We start from the raw sequence: 21,524 nt of genomic DNA, 5'->3' as shown, positions 1-21,524 counted from the left end.
AAATATCACCTCATCATCCTAACGACAGATCCAGCCCGGCGTGAAGACACGCCTCGCGTGTCGAATAACATAGGCAAGCGAAGATCGACCATGTTAGGTAGTATTCCCCAAAGGGTTACTCGCTACAAAATCTTGAGCAACAGGAGACTTTTGTTATCTGGCTCCGTTGCTACGCTAAGTTACCTAACATTAGCATACAATGAATCGCTGAAGGCTGGCAAGCGCTTGACCGCCCTTTAATTGAATACGGTTTTTGATGTGACTGATTTGGATAGTGCAATGCAGTTCGGCGATCAGGATGTAGTGGAAGCGTGGATTGACGTAGGTGGCACTTTTACAGATTGCATGGTCAAACTTCCAAGCGGGCAGGTTCTACGACACAAAACGCTCAGTAGCGGTTGTTTGACTGTGACAGTTCATGCCGTCAACGGCAAGCAGTGCATTCTGAAGGAGTTGAACGCTGATGGCGATGCGTTTTGGTGCTCAGCCAAACTGCAAGCATTTGACAAATCTGGAAAATTGGTATGGGAGCGAACGATCACAAAATTTCAGTCGGGTGGGTCTGCTACTCTGGACGCTAGCCCGCCGGACGAGTGGACGGCGGCGGTTCGTTTTCAAATACAGCCCTGCCGTGAAGCTCCGGTGCTGGCCGTGCATCGCGCGCTGCAAATACCGCTCGCGAAAAGTCTACCGCAATTGCTCGTGCGCATGGGCACGACTCGCGGTACCAACGCTTTGTTGACGCGGCAGGGAGCTAAGGTCGCTTTATTGGTAACGGATGGATTTGAAGATTTGCTGCGCATCGGGGATCAGACTCGACCGGATCTATTTGCGCTGGAGATTGTCAAACCGCCTGAAGTGGCTGCCGTGACACGGGGTATCCGGCAGCGCATGGGTGCTCAGGGTCAGGTGTTATGCGAACTTGACCATCAGCACGCGCGGCAGCAAATCTTGCAAGTGCGCGAACTTGGCTGTCAGTCGCTGGCTATCAGCCTGCTGCATAGCTATCGCAATCCCGGCCACGAACAGCAGTTGGAAGTTGTGGGGCGCCAAGCTGGGTTCGATCACGTGAGTGTCTCTAGTCGCTTGGCTCCGGTTATCGAATATGTCGCCAGGACGCAGACTACGGTGGTGGATGCATACTTAAGCCCCATCATCAAGGACTATCTGGCCGACGTCTGCAGTCAGTTGGGTGGTTCGGATCGCGTGCGGTTGTATGTTATGACCAGCGCAGGTGGACTAGTTGATTGGCGGAACTACTCCGGCAAAGACTGCATATTATCTGGTCCCGCAGGCGGAGTGACGGCGCTGGGGGGATTACAGCAATCGCTTGATCGAGGCGCGGTAATTGGGTTAGACATGGGCGGAACCAGCACTGATGTTTGCCGAGTTGATCAGCATCTGCAGTTGCAGTACGAATCCACCAAGGCGGGTGTTCGTATCCTGACCCCAACTCTGCCTATTGAAACGGTGGCGGCCGGAGGTGGTTCGATTTGCTGGTTCGATGGTGTTTCGCTGCGAGTGGGGCCTGATAGCGCGGGGGCTGATCCGGGACCGGCGTGTTATGGTCGCGGTGGACCGCTGACAATCACGGACTTGAATGTCTATTCCGGCAGGATTCCACCCAGCCAATTTCCGTTTGCGATCGACCTAGCGGCTTGCGAACGCCGAATTGACGAACTGCTTACACAGGTTGCACAGACTCTGGGGAATTCATCGCGGCTGCAGTTGGTGGAAGGCTATCGGCGCCTAGCCAACCAGCAGATGGCCGACGCGGTTCGTAGTGTATCGATCAAGCAGGGAATTGACCCGCGACAGCATCTGCTGGTCGGCTTCGGAGGAGCGGCAGGACAACACATTTGCGAAATTGCTGACTCGCTGGGCATGACTCAAATTGTCGATCATGCAGATGCAGGTTTGCTGTCTGCTCTGGGTATGGGACTGGCTGCCCAGCGACTGGATGACACAGTTCCGGTTTACTTGCCTGTAGAATCCGCGAATTGGCCGGAATTGCTGGATCATGTTCAGCTGACACAGAAGAAATTGGCCGCTCAGTTCGGTGTGACACCAGAGAGTAACACCCAGCGGGTTACTGAGCTACAGGCCGAGCTGCGGTATCTCGGTACCGATTCGACACTGTGTGTTTCGTTGAGCGAAGACCGGCTTCTTCGGCAGCGTAACAGCGAAATGCGACGCGCTGAGATTGGCAGCGCTTTGGCAATGCAGTTTCATGAACTGCATGATCGAAGGTACGGCTACGCACGGTTGACCGATACGGTCGAGCTGGTCAGTATCCGTGTCAGCGTGCAGATTGCCGCCAGACATCGACTGCCGCCAGCGCAGGCAGGCCCTACGGCTTGCGATCGCGGCGAAAGTCCTACGACACATTATCGTCATGTCCTGCGCAGCGGTTTGCAGCCAGGTGATCGCTGGCAAGGTCCGCTGACGGTGTTGAATGAAGGATCGACTTTAACATTGGAACGGAATTGGGATGCTGAAGTACTGAGCGACGGCACATTGCTCATCACACGGCAGTCTGCCGCTGAACCCCCAACTTCTATTGACTCATCTATTGTCGGCTCGCAAACGCCCGATATCGTGCTGCGCGACTGTTATGCGCAGCGTCTAGCCGCCATCGCGACACAGATGGGTTATGTATTACAGCAGACTGCGGTCAGCGTGAACATCAAACAGCGGCGTGACTTCAGTTGTGCAGTCTTCGATCCTCAGGGGATGATGTTGGCCAGTGCACCGCACGTGCCAGTGCACTTGGGAGCAATGGGGCAGACGGTGCGAAGTGTCTTGCAGCAATACCCTGACATGCGGCCGGGCGACTCGTTCCTATGCAATGATCCCTACGAGGGTGGTTCGCACTTGCCCGACTGGACGCTGATCGAACCAGTCTTTGCCAATGACTGCCAGCGACCGCAGCTGTTGGTTGCTAATCGAGCGCATCATGCCGACGTGGGTGGCATCGCCCCTGGGTCGATGTCAGTCATGGCTAATCATTTAGAGCAAGAAGGCGTCATTATTCCAGTCTTTAGACTGAGCCAAGCTGGGCAGGTGCGGTGGCAGGAGCTACACGCACTGGTGTCGGCCTGTCCATATCCCCCCAGAAATTTTGCTGAAAACCAAGCTGACCTAAAGGCACAGATGGCCGCCTGCCAGCGCGGTGTGCAGTTATTGGTCGAATATGCTCAGCAGATCGGTTGGCCAGCCATACAGCGTTACGCGGCTGACGTGCTGGATGCTGCGGAGACGCGTGTGCAGCAGTTCGTTACCCAAAACGCCCAACTGTTTTCCGGTCAGACTGCGAGCGCGCGCGGACGGTCCTTTCAAGACACTCTGGAAGATGGCACGCCGATTTGCGTGGCCATTGAATTATTACCCACAGGACGACTGCGCATCGACTTTGCCGGCACCGGTCCGGCCAGCCGACAGAATTTCAATGCCAATCCGTCGATCGTGAGTGCCGCAGTGCTGTATGTGTTGCGGTGCTTAATCGCCGACGATCTGCCGCTGAACGAAGGCGTCTTACGCGGTGTCGAACTGCTGGTGCCACAGTCGGTACTTAATCCAACCGCCGCTGTCCCGCGTGGGCTGAGTCCTGCTGTGGCGGCTGGCAACGTAGAAACTTCGCAGCGCGTGGTGGATGTGCTGCTGGGAGCGCTGGGCGTGTCGGCTGCGTCACAGGGCACGATGAACAACGTGCTGTTTGGCAATCAGCACTTCGGATTCTACGAGACGATTGGCGGTGGCAGCGGTGCAACGGCTCGCGCCCACGGTGCCAGTGCTGTTCATTCACACATGACAAATACTCGTTTGACCGATCCCGAAGTGTTGGAACTGAGATATCCAGTGCGACTAGTAGAATTTCGCGTTCGTTCAGGCAGTGGTGGTGCAGGGCGTTTCTGCGGTGGCGACGGAATGCTGCGCGGCTATCAGTTCTTGGAGCCAATCACGCTTTCGCTCTTAACATCGCGTCGTACCGCTGGACCGTTTGGATTGTCCGCTGGATTGCCGGGGCAGCGGGGCGAGAACTGGCTAGTGAAATCAACCGACGAAAACACCCAATTGCCTGCAAATTGCCAATTGTCCGTCGAGGCTGGCTGGCGGCTGATCGTGGCCAGTCCGGGCGGCGGAGGCTACGGCGATCCAGCCTGAGCAATTATAATGAAGGCTCATCCAAACCCCGACTGCCGCCACTTATTTGAAACTGTGCTGGATGCGAATCTACCTCCACCTTGTCGCCAATTGCGCGCTGCTGTCGCTCCTAGGCTCTCCCGCGATGGCTCAACCGCCCAGCGGGATACCGGCGGGCGATGTGGTCCCGCGCGACGTTCGCGAAGTGTACGATAAGGGATTACAGTACTTGCAGGATAGTCAGAGCGACAGCGGAGCTTGGGCTGACGGTTACGCAGGACCAGGTACAACAGGCTTGTCGCTGATGGCGCTGTTGGCCAGCGGCGAAGACCCAAACTATGGGCGATACAGTCTGGCAATTCGCCGGGCGACTCAGTCGATCATTCGTAGTCAAGACCCAACCACCGGTTACATGGGCGACAGCATGTACCAGCACGGGTTCGCCCTACTGGCGCTAGCGGAAGTCTATGGAGTGCTAGATGAAACTGATTTTTGGGACGGTCAAACGGCCGCGCGCCAGCGATCGCTAGGCGAGGCCCTTGAGTTAGGCGTGCGCTGCGTGATCACCTCGCAGTCAAAGAATCCCCACCAAGCCTGGCGGTATTCACCCAATGCACGCGATGCGGACACTTCGGTCAGCGGAGCAATCTTGATGGGATTGTTGGCGGCCCGGAACGCTGGCATCGAAGTGCCCGATAGCTCGATTGACAAAGCGGTCAATTACTTTACGTCGATGACCGGCGAATCTGGCGTGGTGGGCTATTCCGGCGGCATGGGCGGGTTTGGGCAATCCATAGCTCGCAGCGCAATTGCCTGTTTAGTACTCAGCATTGCCAAACGCAAAGACCTCCAGCAATATAAGGCCACACAGGACTACATCATCAAGAATATGGATGAGCAATCGCACTACGTCGAGTATGCGCGTTATTATCTGGCACAGGCCCTGTTTCAAGCCGACTTCGAGACCTGGGAAAAATGGAATCAGTCGTTAGTGCGACAGCTGAAGTCGATTCAAAACGCGGACGGCAGTTTTAGCGGCCAGTTTGGCAAGGCGACCACAACCAGCCTGAATCTGCTGTCGCTGGCACTCAATTTCCGATTCCTGCCGATCTATGAGCGTTAGTAGTATGGCCAGTTTGTTGGAACAGATCGCCGCTAGTACCACGCTCGGCAACTACCTTCGGAGCAAAGGGGAGGGCAGTGCCTGCCCTCGATCTGGCACCTATCACTATCTTGCATATTCTGCTTGGTACATCTGGAGTTTGTTCGTGAAAAGAAAGCCATGGAGGAATGGCCTCTGGATTTTGTTACTGCTCCTGAGCACCTTCGTCGGGCAGATTGCCGCCGAGAATAAACTGCTTGCTGAATTGCTTCCGTCGCAGGCAGCTACTGCTCAGACTTCGAATAAGCAAGTCATGCAGTTGCGGCTGAAATGTGGGGGGTATGGTTTGGGGCATCTGATATCCAGCCCCTTGGAAGACCTAGTGGCTTGGCAGAACGAGGGATTTGCAGAACCATTTCAGATACAGACTTCAGCGATCCGGTCGATCACAAGTGTGCAGGCCCATTCACAGCAACCATCCAGCGCACAAGATGCATTCGCGATAGAAACGGATACTGGTGAGCGGTTGATTGGCGAACTGTTAGCCCTGGACGAACAGGCGTTGACCGTGCGTAGCCCAGTGCTGGGAACGGTGCAGGTCGATCGTGACCGGTTAGTAACATTGTCGCGCCAAAGCAACGTCGGAGAAATCGTCTATTCAGGAATCGTCGCCAAACAGCCGTTTAAATTTCTCTCTGACCCTCAAGACTGGCAGCGGCGAACCGGTTCTTTGACGGCCACCCGGCAAGGAGCGGCTATTCAGGGAGATTTCAACTTGCCGGCGCAAGCTGAAATCAGTTTGTCCCTGTCTTGGACTGGCGCACCCGATTTTACCGTAGCCTTGGGCGCATCCAGTCAGCCCAAGCAGCCGGTTCAAGCACATACCGGGGCGAGATTGGAGGTCTGGGATCGCCGCTTGGTACTGGTGCGTGAAACGGACACGAATGCAGATGTTGTGAAACTGAGTGAACTGAACGACTATGACACGCAAGTCGATCTCAACATTTTGCTGGACCAAACGACCGGGCTGGTCGTGGTTCGTGACATGTTCGGCAGACGCCTGGGGAGCTTGTCACTAACGCCATCGGGCGATTCCATTGGAGTGGCAATGCAATTCGTTAATCACGGTCCGAGCCTTACGGTGCAACGTTTGGAAGTGCGCCAATGGGATGGACGTTCGCGGATCGGCGGTCAAGACGGTACCTACACTCTGCTTCGCGACGGAACGAAGTTCAACGACTGGATGATGGGCTTCGATCCCCAGTCAGGATTGGTCACACTGGCCGATGCCGATGGAAAGCGACGGGAAGTCCCACTGTCCAGCATTGCTGAGGCCGCCTTGAGACAGCCGGAAAAGGACGATGCCGAATCGACGTCGATAACCGCAACAGCAACAGCATTCAACGAAGCACATGTCGAGATTGTACTCAACGACACTTCGCGGCTGCGAGGAAAAGTATTAGCCTCCACATCGCAAAACATACTCCTGCAAAGTGTGAGTTGTGAGCTGCCGCTGCCATTGGAACCCAACCACATTAGCGCCATTATTGGTAGCTCGCAACGATTTCAAGTTGTCCACTCGTCGCGGCGCAATGGGGTATTGAAGACCGGTGAATCGGAATTGCCAGGCAGTCTGGACAGCGACGTCACGGGTGTGGGGGCAGAATGTCTAAGATGGCAACCTTGGGGGAGCTTGAATTCAAGTTCCTTGTTGCCAAGTGCGGCGGGCAACATCGTTTATCGCCAGCACCTGCCCGTCACGCGCGAGGGCGCGCCGACCGGGAGACTGGACGGCTTATTGCCATCGCCTGCGGTTGGTGCAGACTTAATGGCTACAATCACATCTGGCGTAAGCCCTGCAATTGCCCAGTCGACAGAAAGTACCGCAGTCGCAGAAAACAAGGATGAACCTGCCGAGTCTCAACCACCTACCGTAGCTCGCGAGATAATCTTTGCCAGCGGCGATTCTATCGATGGTTACGTACAGAAGATCGACCAACTGGGCGTCTATCTGCAATCATCGCAAACTCAGGTGGGTTTCGTAGCCCATGATCGACTAAGTCGATTGTCGTTGAATCCGCTTGCTGCTACGGTCAAGCAACCATCGGCTGAAAAGCTTGAGCGGCTGATGACCGTTCCACGTGCTCTGCGTCATGACCCGCCCAGTCATTTGTTATTATCGGTAAACGGGGACTTTCTACGCGGCAGCTTGGTCGGGCTGGACGAGCACGAAGCAGTAATGGAACTGCGGCGTGAAACGGCCAGAATTCCGCGGCAGCAAATAGCTCAGATTGTGTGGCTGCGCGATCGACAATGGGAACAGTCAGCTTCGCCAGATAATGAAGATGCCACCTTAGCAGCAAAAGAGCCGTCGCCGTATCAAGTTCACGTGGTCCAGCAGGGGCGCGGATGGACACTCCATCCAACCGGCATACAGTCAGAGGTGCTGCACGGTACCAGTTCACTGCTGGGTGAGTGTTCAGTACCCCTCCAGCATGTGAGCCAATTGATGTTCGGACCCGATCTCGAAACCCGCGTATGGCAGTCCAAGCAGAATGCTTGGGTACTTTCGTTGGCGAAGCTGCCCAAGGTCTTTGCAGAATCCGATACATCCGGCGGCAAGCAACAATGGCCGCTGATTGGTCAGCAGGCGCCTGAGTTTTCACTTGCCGGTTTAGATGGCCAGACGGTGCAATTGAGTGAGCTGTCAGGCAAAGTAGTAGTGCTGGATTTTTGGGCCAGTTGGTGTGAGCCGTGCATGATATCGCTGCCCCAGATAGGCGTCTTGCTACATGACTTTGACAATCAGAAAGTTCAGTGGATCGGGATCAATTTGCAAGAAACCGAGGGGCGGGCACAGGCAGCCGCCGAGCGTTTGGGAGTGCAATTTCGAGTATGCCTGGATCGCAATGGTCAAGTCGCTCGAAAATATCTTGCCAACTCAATTCCGCAAACGGTGGTCGTCGACCAACATGGCATCGTGCGACACGTTTGGAATCAGAGCGGATCACGGTTGATGGCAGAACTCAGACTGGCCATCGAGGAACTGCTCGGCCCTTCTAAATAGTACAATCGGTATAGACGGTCGTCGGCACGCAAAGAATCGACCGACTGTCCAGGCTGTCTTGGTTCCTACCGGTACATTGCCAACAATCGCGATTGGCGTAGATAACATCCGTGACTGGCCGCTAACGAATTCTCACTCGCCATAAAATCTTCGGAATTTGCTGGACGATTCGGACTGTAACAACGACAATTACAGTAGTGGCACTTGGATAGCAGCGAGGAATTTCATGACTCGTTTCGAACCGCATAGATGGGCGTATGTTTCCAAAGCGATCAACTGGCTGCTGGGGCAAGTCAGGTTTGGTGCCGAACCAGACCAAGCTTGGCGTCCATACCATGAAAGCGGGGCGAAAGATTGCCCGACCGCATTTCTAGTTATAGGCGGACTATCGTCCAACGGAGTCCATGCGAACCGCGAGCTATCGAAAACACTGCATCACACCTGGGGAGAAGCCGAGACCTGGAGTCGTAATTTGTCGGGCCATACGGGCAACTTATTTGACTTCTCCGGCAGCAGATTCTGGCATTGGATCGCAGATGGCGTGAAATCGCTGCGCGAATTGACACTTCGACATGCCAAAACGGATATAGTTTTGGTCGGGCATTCGACCGGTGGCTTGGTCGTCCTGGCACTAGCCATTTTGTCGCGGCTGTTCCCACGCTGGTTTAGTTCGGAAGGCCAGCCGGTGCGTGTCCGTGGAGTACTGATATTCCCACCGTTTCGTTTGAAGCGAAGTCGCGATGCTGCGCTGTTAGGAATCGTGGGGATTCTGTATTACTTAGTCTGCCCGGCAGCGTTTTTGCTGTTGGCGTTTAGTGGGCGCTGGATGTGGCCAATGTCCCTGCTGGCGTTCCTACTGCACATTATGTTAGTGCCACAAATTTCGGTCCCTAGTGGGGAAGAGCGCGCCAGACAGGAAGCCCAGCGCAGTCAACGCAGTCCACGATGGATCGACATACCGGAAAACGTCCTGCTGGGATTGGCCTGTTTGTATTTTGTTGCCGCACCCCCATTAATAGCATTGGGGGCGAGCGTGCTGCCAGGGATCTGGTCAAGCGGTGTGTTTGCCCTATTCATCACCAGCCTGTTGACACCACTATTTTTGATGCCGCGACATTCGCCTGACAACCCAGTACCAGTGGTCTCGCATACGGGCGGCTATCAGTGGATGCCGATTATCACTGTGGCCAATTTGATCATCCTGCAATGGATTCTAAAGCCACTGCTGGGGCTTGTGCGTTGCCCGGTTTTGATAATGGAAGCCGAGCTGGATGAGGTGGTCTACGTTGATCCCAGTTGGTCGACTGCCCTGCGACAGGCTCCCGCCCAAACTATCTGCCTGAAAGGCTATCCACATTCTCGCTTCTCGACAGGGCAGCAGACCGACTTAGCCCGGCTAATTGTCCGCTGGTGCCAACAGAATTAGACTGCACCAGCAGCTATGATGCAATTCATTGAATGACTACGGTTTGCCAGCAGCAACTTCCGTCTGCGCAACGTTGGATTCGACTTAGTCCGCAAACCGCCCAGCGCCGATCATTTGACGAACATCATGGCTGTTGGCTAGCTCCCACTGGGTGCGATGCTTGTCCAGGTTACGGATAACTTGCCGTTACGGATTGATCGAAGGACTGACCTCATCCGGCGATCCTTCGCAGAGTAACAGCATTTTTTGGCTACCAGCGAATGCCGCTTTACCTCGGCCCCTGGTCCCGGTGGCATCGCCGGCAGTCAAGATATTGCCTAGCTAATGCCAAGAACCAATTGTCTAACGGCCAGTGAATTCGACATTTGCACGCCGACGACACTGCGCATTTCTATTGTCCTGCCAGAGCCGGGGTCGCTATGGTCGGTTGGATTGCGCGGTTTAGCGGTACTGCGTCGTCGCCGCGCGTGACTGTAATGCAGACCGATTTTGACCATATTCTGATTGATTGAATTTTGCCGGTACATTAGCATTTAGGCGAGCGGCCGAATTTCAGCTGCCTTCGCCAGACGCTGGATCACAAGTAAGTCCACCTTCTGGTGACGGTAGCTACGGTGGATTCTCAACTGCCGCTGGAGTAAGCCGCACGCCGCCGGGGTGGTAGGCAGGAGATTGGGTCATGGAACTGTATGCTCATACGCTCAATTTTGCGATCCCCTTGTTTTTGGTAATGATCGCTATCGAGCAGTTCGCCGCCAGGCGGTTGGGCATGTCCGTCAATCGTGGCGCAGACATGATTTCCAGCCTTAGTTCGGGGCTGACCAACATCGTTAAAGACGTGTTGGGGTTGTCCATCGTCATCATTAGCTATGGCTGGATGGTCAAGCACTTGGCGGTCTATACCATCGAATCCACCTGGTTGGTCTGTCTAGTGGCGTTCGTTGCCAAGGATTTCGCTGGCTACTGGATACATCGCTTGGAGCATGAGTTTAACGTCCTGTGGAACCGGCATGTCGTGCATCACAGCAGCGAAGAATACAATCTGTCGTGTGCGCTGCGGCAGTCGATTTCCGAGGTCTTTAGCTTCTTCGCCATTTTCATGTTGCCTGCGGCACTACTGGGAGTACCTACCAATGTGTTCGCCATCGTGGCGCCGCTGCACTTATTCGCACAGTTCTGGTACCACACGCGAACTATCGGTCGATTGGGTTGGCTGGAACAAATACTGGTCACACCTTCGCATCACCGCGTGCATCACGCAATCAATCCGATATACATCGACAAGAATTACAGCCAAGTATTTATCATCTGGGACAAGTTGTTTGGCACGTTTCAGCCAGAGTTGGACAGCGAGCCGCCCGTGTACGGCGTCAAGAAACCGGCGCACACCTGGAATCCAATACTCATCAATTTCCAGCATCTGTGGATGCTCGTCCAAGATGCATGGCACACGCGGCGCTGGTGGGATAAGCTGCGGCTGTGGGTTATGCCCACCGGCTGGAGACCGGAGGATGTACAGCAGACCTATCCCGTGGAGATCATCGTCGATCCAACGACTCTGCATAAATACGATACGCAGTTATCGTCAGGTTTACTGTACTGGTCATGGGTGCAATATAGTGTTACCGGCCTAAGCGCGTTGTATCTATTCAACCGCTTGGCGGCCATTGGTGCTCCAGCCATGTTTTTCTACGGGCTATTTGTGTTTGCAAGTGTCTACAGTCTGTGTACTTTGATGGACAAGAATCCGCGAGCGCTGCTATATGAGTTTCTGCGCGCCGCTGTCGGTTGCTCGCTGATCGCGTGGCAGGGCGATTGGTTCGGCTTGAACCAATTTGTGCCTTGGGGAACAGCCGCTATCGCCGTCTACTTCGGCGTGTCATTGGCCATGACCGCCTGGTTTACCGCCACGGAGGTCAAGCAGTACGTCAATCAGCACCAGCTTGCACCAGTGGCAATGGACGGTTGAGCGTAGAAACTTAGATACCGACCGGCATCAGCAGAAGACGGGCTCGTTGATCAAGCATTGAACCAACACTGCTAAAGCAACCTTGCGGAAGAATGGTAGTGAGTTCGTCTGAGAACCGCGCTTCGATTGCGTGATGCGGAACTTCGCGTTGACTGGCTAATGCTGGGTCGCCACCCCCTGCTGGTGCTTATGCCACGGTGCGAGCGAGCATCGCAAGGGTGTCGCCAGGTTGCAAGAGGATACTTGCAAGAGAATTCTCACCACTGCGCCTCAACCAGTGCTCAAGGATTGTGATAATGCCCAAGTTTCTGTGGCCCAGCCGACAGTTTTAGGCAGGCCGCAACAGTTTCGCTAAAACGAGATTAACCACTAAACTCAGTGCGGAATAGACCACAAATATCCCAATTAGATAGGGAACGAACTGGTTGAACGCAATGTCGTGAAGCTTGGCTGGTCCCATTGCAATATCGGGAGCATTGGCCAAATAGCGAAGCGTTACTTTGCTGCCTACTTGTGGCATCCCATACAGATCGTTCTGTCCCCACTGAACTTGATGCACGCCACCGGTCGCGTCCTGATAAGATAACGTGAACTGGCTTGGAAATGGCTCAGGCGGTGGCGGCCAAACCTCAATCACCTCGGCTTCAACTTCTGGTGCACTGTCCCATTTTTTTTGTTCCTCCCAAGCTTGATTACCGAAATAGGCGGCAACTACCAGCGCTGTCGCAGCCAAACCAACTTTGGCCAACCGCTGCACAGGATGCGTCTTCGGCACTTCGGCTTTGAAGGACGCAAGCTGCATCTTTTCGGACAACTGGCGCTGCTGGGCGGTAAACTCTCCCTGGCCACTGCTGGGCAGGTATTGAGGGTCACAGAGCCAAAGTGTAACAATAGCGCCATCGACCAGCCCGAGCCCAATTCCGAGGGTTGTTATCCACAGCGTTCCGTCGTTGAGTAGCTGAGAATCAGATAGATTCTTTGTCGCCGAAGATTTACTGTCCGGGCTTGTTATCTGTCCAATATCGGACATCCACAGCGTGTTGATGCTGGGCACCGCTGCTAAAATGTTGTGCGGAAAATCGCCTATCACTTTTAGAGTGCCAAGTCTCACGCGCTCATCTTGCACCTTGATCAGCAACAGCGGGTGTGGAGCGTGCTCGGCAAAATAAAGTACCGTTTCCATCTCGCACACGTAGAACTCGGTCGAGTCGGTATCATCAACTTCGACATCGATGCCATTCTTCTGCAGCAATTGCAAAACTTCATCGCGTGGCGTTCCCAATTCAAGCATGCCAATGGCTAAGCCTGGTTGGACGGTCCAATAACGCGGGTCGTCCAAGGGATCGCTTGTCGTGCTTTTGGACCTGGTCGCCATCGTTCGAACTTCGTAATGCTTAAATTGTGCCTGTAAATAAGCTTGAAATTATCAGCTTCACTTGTGGCACGCAATCTAGTTCTTGGAAAGAAACTGCTTTGGATGGCAACCGATATGAAGTGGAGCGAGCGGAGCCGGATAGCAAAAAACCTCGTAATCCTTGAGGAGTTACGAGGTACGCATTTCGCCAAAACAGCTCCGAACCCGTTACCCGCTTGCTGCGCGCGTATCAGATACAGGCATTCAACAGCTCCCAAGAGCACCTGCGACCACAACCACGACCTACTGCACCATCTGGCGTAACGGCTGTAGACGGTCGACAGTTCCTGCCACCAGTTTTTGCAGTCACTGAGTCGTCAAATTCGCGTCGAATACCTTGTCACGTTTTGCGCTTGATCGGCTTCATCGCGATTTGCTTGAAATCACCGGTCTTCAAGGTAAACGTCTGCGTCTGCTGCAATTCAATACCAGCGCGATTGGTGGTTATTGCCACTACGGTGAACTCGTATTTTTCACCAGGCGCCAGATTTCGCACGATGAATCGGCGCGACTTGCCAGTGCTGGCAGTTTTGTCGCCATTGATTGTAAGGATTGCATCTGTTGGGCAATCAAGCGTGATTTCCGGAACATCAACGGTTAGGTAGATCGCATTGGCCTCCAGGATTTGCATGTTCGAGTACGACGAAAAGTCGTCCACGCCCATGCCTACACGTGCCTCTGAGCACATGCAATCTTGGCTATGCACTGACTGTGCAAACGCACAGGTGGCCCAAACGCAAATCACTAGGCTTGTCAAGAAACGCACTGGCTTCATTATTGAACCTCCCATATCCTTTGGTCTGACGTGGTATAGACACTGCGGAATCTGCCTCCATGCGGCGCATTGAAGATTCCAGACCGCGATCAAGTATAGCACGCCGAGGGCAGAATGCGCTGCACCAACAAGCAATATCTTCTGCTCGAAGTTGCAAATCGTTTAAAGTTGTACGATTGCTCGGATCATACGGGGAGAGAAAAGAATGCAGCGGGCGCAAGTTGCAGCGAAATTTGAATTCGGGATCAGGCTTTCTAGCTCGTCAGGGTCTTGCGTTAGCCCCTGGAGTTATTCGGCTACAATACTGTCGCGATGGCTGACACGTACGTTTCCGTCTTGCATGCTAGCACGTACCTGAGCATCGGCAACTGCGTTCCTGCTGCTGGCTGACTCGGCCAAATAGATACTGTGATAATTCAGCAGTGTACCTTTTTCAAAATGAATATTTCGCAGCGACAATGCGTAGTCGATTTGCGACTGGTGAAATCGTAACCTGGCATCCAACAGGCGTCGGTGGGTTTCCAAGACCACATCAAGCTCTGGGGTATTAGCAGCCTCTTCGCGAGCTTGGAGTGCATTTAGCTGCTCGACAATTGCGTCCAGTCGATGATGATGCAAATTCATGCTCTCGTAAGAACGTTTGGAATCAGCTACAGCGTTGCTGAGCCCCAATTGGACACCGCGTTCTTGTTCACGAAGCACTTCGTTGGCACGCACAAGCGATAGCTCGGAATTGCGCACTGCCGCATGTGCCCGACGAAATCCAATCGGCATGACGTATTCAATTCCGGCATTCAGTTCTTGGAGGTCGTCATCAAAGAAATGTGAGCCATCAATGGGATGCCGCGTTAGCAACTGGTCGCTGAACCCACGCGCGCGATAACGCGCGATCAGGTCTAATTGCGGCTTCAGGTAATTACGATTGGCAATCAGTTCCAATTCGGACTGCTTGATGACCCATCTTTGCCGACGCAATTCTTCGCGGTGAGTCAACGCGTCAGCGAGTGAATTCGTCCAGTCAAAGGTGGTTGGAATTGTAGTCGGTGTATCGGTAGGCCAGATCAGAGTGCCGTCGTTGATAGGCAAACCGATCATCAATCGCAATTTTCGCTCGGCCACCCGCACGCCACCCGTTCCACGAAAGGTTCCACCGGAAGAGCCGTTATTGGTGCGAGTACCGTCAATGGGGCGACCGTTCAGGGCATCTACAATTTCTGACTGAAAGCGAAGAACCTGCTCTCTGGCCTGTGCAATATCGCCGGTAGCGACATCGCCTGCACCGACCTTCGCAGATCGTTTGCGCAACGTATCTTCTGCGATATCTCGCATTTCGATCTTGGCTTCCAGATCGCGATAGGCGTAGTACAGATCCCAATACGCGTTTTCAACTTCGGCTACCAAATCGCGAACTGAGCGTTCAAAATCAACCAAACTGATATCGGTGCGTGTTCGCGCCAGCAAGACGCCGTTGAGTTGGCCAGGACCGATGGCAGACCCTGCGATCCGATTGAACTCGGTGCCCGCGCCCAGCAGTAGCGGACGTCGCGCTTCGACTTCAAAGAACGACTCCCAACTTTGACGTCGGCCCGGAAACTGGTTACCAGATTGATTGTTATTGTCAGCGATGGTGACATTGCGCACCGTGAACGTTGAACCGGTAGCAGATCTCTTGGATAGTCCGATTTGAGTGGTATTGAGTGACTGAATGAAACGACCATTGACCCCAAAGAACTGATTATTGAATTTGCGATTGTTCGACTCGAACATGTTGGAAGCGAACAGCTGCGCATCGAAAGCGCTGAGAGCTGCTTCTTCACCTGTCCGCGGATCGGTGTAGATCATCGCCGGATCCACCGTGGAGTTCGTCGTTTGTGGCGACCGAATTACGGTTACCCCTAGATCTCGCATAACCTTCGAGCTTTGCAGTGCGTCCCGAATGCACTGCTCTAATGACATGTGCATCGTGGCCGACTGCCCGACTTGGGATTCATCAACATCCAACGGTGAAAAGACGCTGAGCTCTGCACCAGCGCATTCATGGCACAGTAACGCATCAGACTGGCGAAGCTGAGCAAAGGAGTCTGTGGGACAGTGAGCCGGTGCGTTACAGTGCTGCCCGCCGGACATGAACAACTGCCGATTTCCGCTCATGCATCCGTTGCTGGCGGTTAGGCCAGCAAGGAGTCCGCAGAGCAATTTTCGGTATCCCCCCCTCATTGTGCACTCCGAACAAAAGGCAGTTGTCAGGCATCTTTTCCACGCATTCACCCTGTATCGGTTCTGCTGAAACTTTCTTTTAATCAGTTCCTTTTAATTGTTCGGATTTGGCTGTCAAATTGCCATTGCCCAGGTAGTGTCGGCGGCTTTCTTGTCATTTTCGGTGGTGCGGATGCACTTTCAGCTTAAAATCAGAAAGGCTATCACAAGCGTGTCGACCACCAATTGGTGAACTGCGATTGCTCCGTGTCTGATTGCGATTAGTCTCATTTCGATGACATGTGGCTCTACATACTCTAAGGGATGACGAATGCAGTCTTTGGGAGCTGAGGTTACCCTCAAGGAACTGGATAGACTGCTAGATTCATTAGAGCAGCTGGCGTCCTGCCCGCAGACTTCAATCAAGGAGTTCAACGAGGCGGTGCTACGTCGTCTTTGTAGCTTACTGCCGGGCGCAAGTATTGCTCTGGTCGCCCCCATACCCGATAGCAATTGGCGCATCGTTTGTAGTGTTGGCAACTGTAACTGGCACGAACTGCTGGACCAAATTCCACACGCTGAGGCTCAATTTGTCGACCATTTGCCAACCGGACTCGACAGTATCGTCTTGCCGATTCGGAAGCGTGCCGGGCAAGCAGCGCTTTTAGTCAAGCTCGGTAGCAAGGTCGACAAACTGGCCTATTCTGAATTGGTCCAGCTTTGCAAGGCCTTCGCAGAAGTCATCGCTCAGCGTCTGCAGTTTGAAATTGAATCGCTTCGTGATGCCTACCTGCCCGCGTTTATACAACTCCATAAAGACATTGCCTCGGCAGGCTCAAGTATCGAAGCCGAAATCTACTTGGTCAACGGATTGTTGCCGATATTGATGGCGGATCGCATCTCAGTTGCCAAACAGTCTCTTTTGGCCAGCCCTCGGATTTCGACGATCAGCAATACGCCTGGACCAATCACGGCATCGGTACTGGTAAGTCAACTGGAACAGATCGGTAAGCGGGTGTTTTCTACCGGCAAACCTGAGTACTCTCAGGAACTTACCGAACACGGCCAGCTAGACGAACTCTCGCCCACCGTGTCGGGCACTTATTACATTGCCTTTCCCCTGAGCGACCCCACTGCCACGCCGCGCCCCCACGATACAGTTCTGATCGTCCAGTGGGCTACCTACGAAGCGTTTTCCAAGGGAATGGTGGTGCTGAATCAAGTTGGGCAGATGCTGGCTGTTGCTTGGTCTCAGCATCAGCGATGGTTGCGAATACCTGGTTGGATTCGTACTTGGAATCAATTTGGAACGGGAGCGATCAGCTCTCGACCACGACAGTTGATCAAGTGGACCACTTGGACATTAGTGGTAGCCGGAATTCTGTGGGCACTTATCATGCCTGCCAACTTACGTATTGAGATGGATGGAACTTTTGAGCCGGTAGACCAACGAACCTTATTTGCACCGTTGGACGGTACTGTGGATCAGGTATTGGTGACCAATGGTCAGGCAGTGCAGAAGGGTCAACTGTTGTTAGCCATGAAATCAACACAATTGGAGTTAGATATACGCAGCGTCGAAGGCGAACTGAGTGCCAATGCAGAGAAGCGAAAGGGTTTATCGCTAAGTCAGAGTCAGCTCAGTAGCGATCCAGCAGCATCACCGGCGATCCGTAACAAACTTACTGCGGAGATTGGCCAATTAGATTCTTGGGCCGAAGTCCTACAACAAAAACTGGATGCGTTGCGGCTTGAGCGACAACGGCTGGAGCTACGAGCTCCGCAGGACGGCGTCATTGTCGCCAGAGATCTCGATAAACTGCTCGAGCAGCGCCCCGTGCGACGTGGTGATAGTTTGTTTCGTATTGCAGACCCCAGTGGCGACTGGTGCCTAAAACTGGAGATTGCTGACGCAGATATTGGATACGTCAAGAAGCAAGTTTTCGCGAACTCGATGGGCTCGCGTTCTATCCCCGTCAAGTCAGAGGCTGTTTTGGAATTCATATTTGTTGCTCAGCCAGATGTTCAGTTTGACGCGCAGATTAGCTGGATTTCTACATTAGCTCGCAATCCACGGGGCGATGGCGTTATCATTGATGCAATCGCTGAACCAGCTACTGCATCCGTCGCGTACGGGCACATCGGTGCCACTGTGAAAGCTTATCTGTCGTGTGGCCAGCGACAAACATGGTTTGTACTTTCCAGACCTTTGGTGGAGGCGATTCAAAGAAAACTATGGTTCTAGTACCAAACGCCCTCAAACTGAGCATCACCTGCTATTTTCAGCCTGGCTGGCTGCGATTTCTTGTCAGCTCGCTAGTGTGCAGCGCAACTTGGCTATGGCTTGTCGGGCCGAGTCGTGGAGAGCAGACTGCCGATTTGTCAGCGCAGTTTGACTTGCCGGGTGCCACGACGGTCGAGAACGCACTGCTGAAGTCCAAGGATCCTACTCGAGTTTGCTCTGAAGCCAGCGGAATAGTGCAGATGGTCGCGGTGCGCGAAGGAGAGCATGTTACCGTCGGCCAGAATGTGGCTATGATCGACGACAAGCTGGCCAAACGACAATTGGCCCAAGCCATAATCATTGCCAGCGTAGCTCGAATCAAATTCGAAAGCGAAATTGATGCGCAACTGGCCGAAAACCGCTCCCGCGTTGCCAAGAACGAGCTTGACCGGGCCATCGCCGCCAATGCGAAAATACGTGATGCATATCCACTGAAGGAAATCGATCGCTTAAACCTGGTATTTGAAACCACTCAGCTCGAAATTCAACGCGCTGTACATGATCGAAAGCTCAGCGAATTGGAATTCCAAAAAGCCCTGAATGAACAAGCCAACGCAGAAGAACTTGTTGCGCGTCACCGAGTCACGGCACCGGCCGGCGGAGTGGTCATTTCGGTCGGTAAACGACCAGGAGAGTGGGTCGAGTCAGGTGCCGAATTATGTCAAGTTATGCAGTTAGATCACCTGATTGTCGAGGGGTTTGTGCAAGCGGCTACGCCGTCTAAGCTGGTTGGCCGCCAAGCGGTCGTCGGAGTGCGACTGGGTGAGCAAGAACTGTTCATACCCGCGCACGTGACGTGTGCATTTCCTGAAGTCAATCCACTTACCAACCACATGAGAATCCAACTGGAAATTGTAAACCTTGAAGGCGCGCTCGTTCCAGGTTTGAGAGTACGCGCTGCACTTGTTCCTGTGCCATGACACCGCCAGCAGCCATCCGTTCAGCTCAATTAGAGATTGTGATGAAGCTGAGACCCGACTTGGAATGGTCCGAGTACGGCCGCGTTTGTAAAACACGCTGGGTTGCCAGGGATCCCGTTTCGCTGGAACACTTCTACTTCAGCGATCTCGAAAAGGCCGTCTTGCAACAGCTCAATGGGGCACGAACTTTGGCAGATGTCTTGGCAAACGGCTTGTCAATGCAGATCAATGCCGAATGGTTACTGTCACTGGTTTCGCGAGTGGCTGCGGCTGGATTGCTGCTGTCTCATCAACCATCCAAATCCGCCAGGTCGTTATGGACTAAGCGGCAACAAGTCGATTCGGGTCGGCTTCTCCAATGGCTCATTAATCCACTGGCAATACGCATCCCGCTGTTTGACCCCACGCGACTCTTGACGGCACTGTCGCCGCTAGCCACTGTCCTATTCAGTAAGACTCTGCTGTTATGCGTTGCCATAGCCAGTCCGCTGTTGATCTTTCTGGTATGGTTACAGTTCTTGCGCCATGACGCTTGGCAGACAATTCAGTTGGCTTTGGCCCAAACGACTGCTGAGCAAGTAGTCACTTGGTTGGCAATCTACGTTTGCCTTAAGTCGATGCACGAATTGGGACATGCACTGGCGTGCAGGAAATGGGGAGCCGAATGCCACGAAATTGGCATTATGTTCTTGGTTCTCATGCCGGTTTTGTATTGTAACACCACGGATAGCTGGAAGATCCCCAGTCATTGGCGCCGCGCAAGCATCGCAGCCGCCGGGGTGTATGTTGAACTATTGATTGCTGTGGGTGCGGCCTGCGTGTGGTTGACTACATTGCCGTCCAGTTGGCTGCATGATATCGCAGCTTACACCATGTTTGTTAGTGCGCTTAGTACCGTAGTGATCAATGCCAATCCTTTATTACGCTATGACGGGTACTATGTATTGAGTGATCTGATTGGGATCCCAAATCTCTCCGAACAAAGTCGCGAGCTATTCCAGCGTCTGACCACCAGCTTTCTGACGGGAAGTCGATTGCAACTTCGTCACACGGATGGCCCCGATTGGTTTTTGTTGATTTACGGGATCGCGTCTCTCCTTTTTAGAACGATGTTGTTGATTACGATACTGGGAATCGTGTGGGTTGGGCTGGACCGCGTCGGCTTGAGACTGGTAGCCATCGGCATTTGCGGTGTGTGCCTCGGACGAATTGCTTTTGGCGGATTTTGGACAGCAGTCCAGCGGGTCAAGCAAATTCAGGGAGTTGGTCGCGTACTGTGGTCGCGGATCGTTGTCATGTTGGGGATGCTGCTAACTGCTAGTTGGCTGGTATTCAGTTTTCAGTGGACCACCTTCGCTACCGCCCGAGCTGTTTCTAGCTTTGCGAATCTTAGTCCACTTTACGCGCAGCAAGCCGGTGAAGTCGTCAGCCTGCAGCAGCCTGGCGTTGACATCGCTCAAGGCCAAGCAGTAATTCGATTGCGATCGCACGAGCTGGAAATGGAGCAATTAGCTGCTGAAGGCAAACAACGGCTCATGGAGCAACGGCTCGCACACTTGCGGTTATCTCAGGCCAACGATGAATCGAGTGTCTTCGAGATGGCCGATGTCATCGAGCAACTGGCTGCCCACGAGGTTCAGACACAACTTCTGAGTCAGCAAGTCGAGTTGCTTACCGTGCGTGCGCCGCAGGCAGGCCATTTTGTTGAAAGCGGCTTGCAAGCGTCGCGGAGCATTACGGAGCCGGTCAATGCTGTGCAGTGGAATCCGCTCCACCGGCCTGCAAACTTGGGAGCGTATGTCGAGCGTGGTAGCCTACTGGGGTGGGTGGCACACTCCGAACAGATGCAACTGACGGCTATAGTGCCGGAACACACCGCGCGCTTGATTCAACCGGGGATGGAAGTTCGTTGCCGCTGGGACTGCGACGTGACGCGACTGCATGAAGGCCAAGTGCGGCAGGTTTCCGTAGAACCGGTGCACGTGACCCCCGAATCACTTGTGGGCGATCGTACGTTTCAGTCAAAACTGGCCACCGGAGGTCGACTAGAACCGAAAGGAAACCAATTCGAGGTGTTGATTGAACTCCGCAGTTGGCCGCCCGGCGTCTCCCATCAGTCGCTGGCCACGGTACACGTCGTCACCGGTCGCGGAACAGTCTGGGACGTAGCTAAGCGCTATTACTCACTGAACATTCGACCTCAATTGGTCAATCGAAATCGCTAGGCG

11 protein-coding genes are annotated in these 21,524 nt (G+C 53.8%); 8 read left to right on the top strand and 3 right to left on the bottom strand.

Features of this window, described 5'->3' with window-relative positions; genetic code table 11:
* The first annotated feature begins 279 nt into the window (after window positions 1–279).
* From KF752_08960 to KF752_08940, 5 genes are all read left to right on the top strand, one after another.
* A complete protein-coding gene (locus KF752_08960; GenBank protein ID MBX3421672.1) occupies window positions 280–4,164 on the top strand; it encodes a hydantoinase B/oxoprolinase family protein in 3,885 nt (1,294 codons plus the stop codon).
* A 61-nt stretch (window positions 4,165–4,225) separates the two neighbouring features.
* Window positions 4,226–5,266: a squalene--hopene cyclase gene (locus tag KF752_08955; GenBank protein MBX3421671.1), complete on the top strand. Its 1,041-nt coding sequence runs from the start codon at window positions 4,226–4,228 to the stop codon at window positions 5,264–5,266.
* A 145-nt stretch (window positions 5,267–5,411) separates the two neighbouring features.
* Window positions 5,412–8,312 carry a TlpA family protein disulfide reductase gene (locus KF752_08950; protein MBX3421670.1) on the top strand — a complete coding sequence of 967 codons (2,901 nt, stop codon included), beginning with the start codon at window positions 5,412–5,414 and terminating at the stop codon, window positions 8,310–8,312.
* A gap of 226 nt (window positions 8,313–8,538) precedes the next feature.
* The gene (locus tag KF752_08945) at window positions 8,539–9,738 is read left to right on the top strand and encodes a hypothetical protein (protein MBX3421669.1); all 1,200 of its coding nucleotides are present in this window, start codon (window positions 8,539–8,541) and stop codon (window positions 9,736–9,738) included.
* Between the two features lie 679 nt (window positions 9,739–10,417).
* Window positions 10,418–11,707, top strand: a complete 1,290-nt coding sequence (locus KF752_08940) for a sterol desaturase family protein (GenBank protein MBX3421668.1) — start codon at window positions 10,418–10,420, stop codon at window positions 11,705–11,707.
* 328 nt (window positions 11,708–12,035) lie between these two features.
* Here KF752_08940 and KF752_08935 read toward each other — a convergent pair whose 3' ends face one another.
* From KF752_08935 to KF752_08925, 3 genes are all read right to left on the bottom strand, one after another.
* Complete coding sequence (locus tag KF752_08935; GenBank protein ID MBX3421667.1) at window positions 12,036–13,082, bottom strand: hypothetical protein; 1,047 nt, start codon at window positions 13,080–13,082, stop codon at window positions 12,036–12,038.
* Window positions 13,083–13,461: 379 nt separating this feature from the next.
* Entirely contained in the window at window positions 13,462–13,896 is a 435-nt protein-coding gene (locus tag KF752_08930; GenBank protein MBX3421666.1) for a TIGR03000 domain-containing protein, read from the bottom strand.
* A gap of 288 nt (window positions 13,897–14,184) precedes the next feature.
* A complete protein-coding gene (locus KF752_08925; GenBank protein ID MBX3421665.1) occupies window positions 14,185–16,047 on the bottom strand; it encodes a TolC family protein in 1,863 nt (620 codons plus the stop codon).
* 376 nt (window positions 16,048–16,423) lie between these two features.
* Here KF752_08925 and KF752_08920 point away from each other — a divergent pair, with 376 nt between their 5' ends.
* The 3 genes from KF752_08920 to KF752_08910 are packed head-to-tail and all read left to right on the top strand — an operon-like array spanning window position 16,424 to window position 21,521.
* Window positions 16,424–18,337 carry an HlyD family efflux transporter periplasmic adaptor subunit gene (locus tag KF752_08920; protein ID MBX3421664.1) on the top strand — a complete coding sequence of 638 codons (1,914 nt, stop codon included), beginning with the start codon at window positions 16,424–16,426 and terminating at the stop codon, window positions 18,335–18,337.
* A complete protein-coding gene (locus tag KF752_08915) occupies window positions 18,328–19,296 on the top strand; it encodes an efflux RND transporter periplasmic adaptor subunit (GenBank protein ID MBX3421663.1) in 969 nt (322 codons plus the stop codon). The genes KF752_08920 and KF752_08915 overlap by 10 nt, the downstream gene beginning before the upstream one ends.
* A gap of 41 nt (window positions 19,297–19,337) precedes the next feature.
* The gene (locus KF752_08910; protein ID MBX3421662.1) at window positions 19,338–21,521 is read left to right on the top strand and encodes a hypothetical protein; all 2,184 of its coding nucleotides are present in this window, start codon (window positions 19,338–19,340) and stop codon (window positions 21,519–21,521) included.
* Window positions 21,522–21,524 lie beyond the last annotated feature (3 nt).

The sequence above is a fragment of the Pirellulaceae bacterium genome (genome assembly GCA_019636385.1).
In the GTDB taxonomy this organism is placed as follows: domain Bacteria; phylum Planctomycetota; class Planctomycetia; order Pirellulales; family Pirellulaceae; genus Aureliella.
This window is presented reverse-complemented; position numbering and strand designations above follow the sequence as displayed.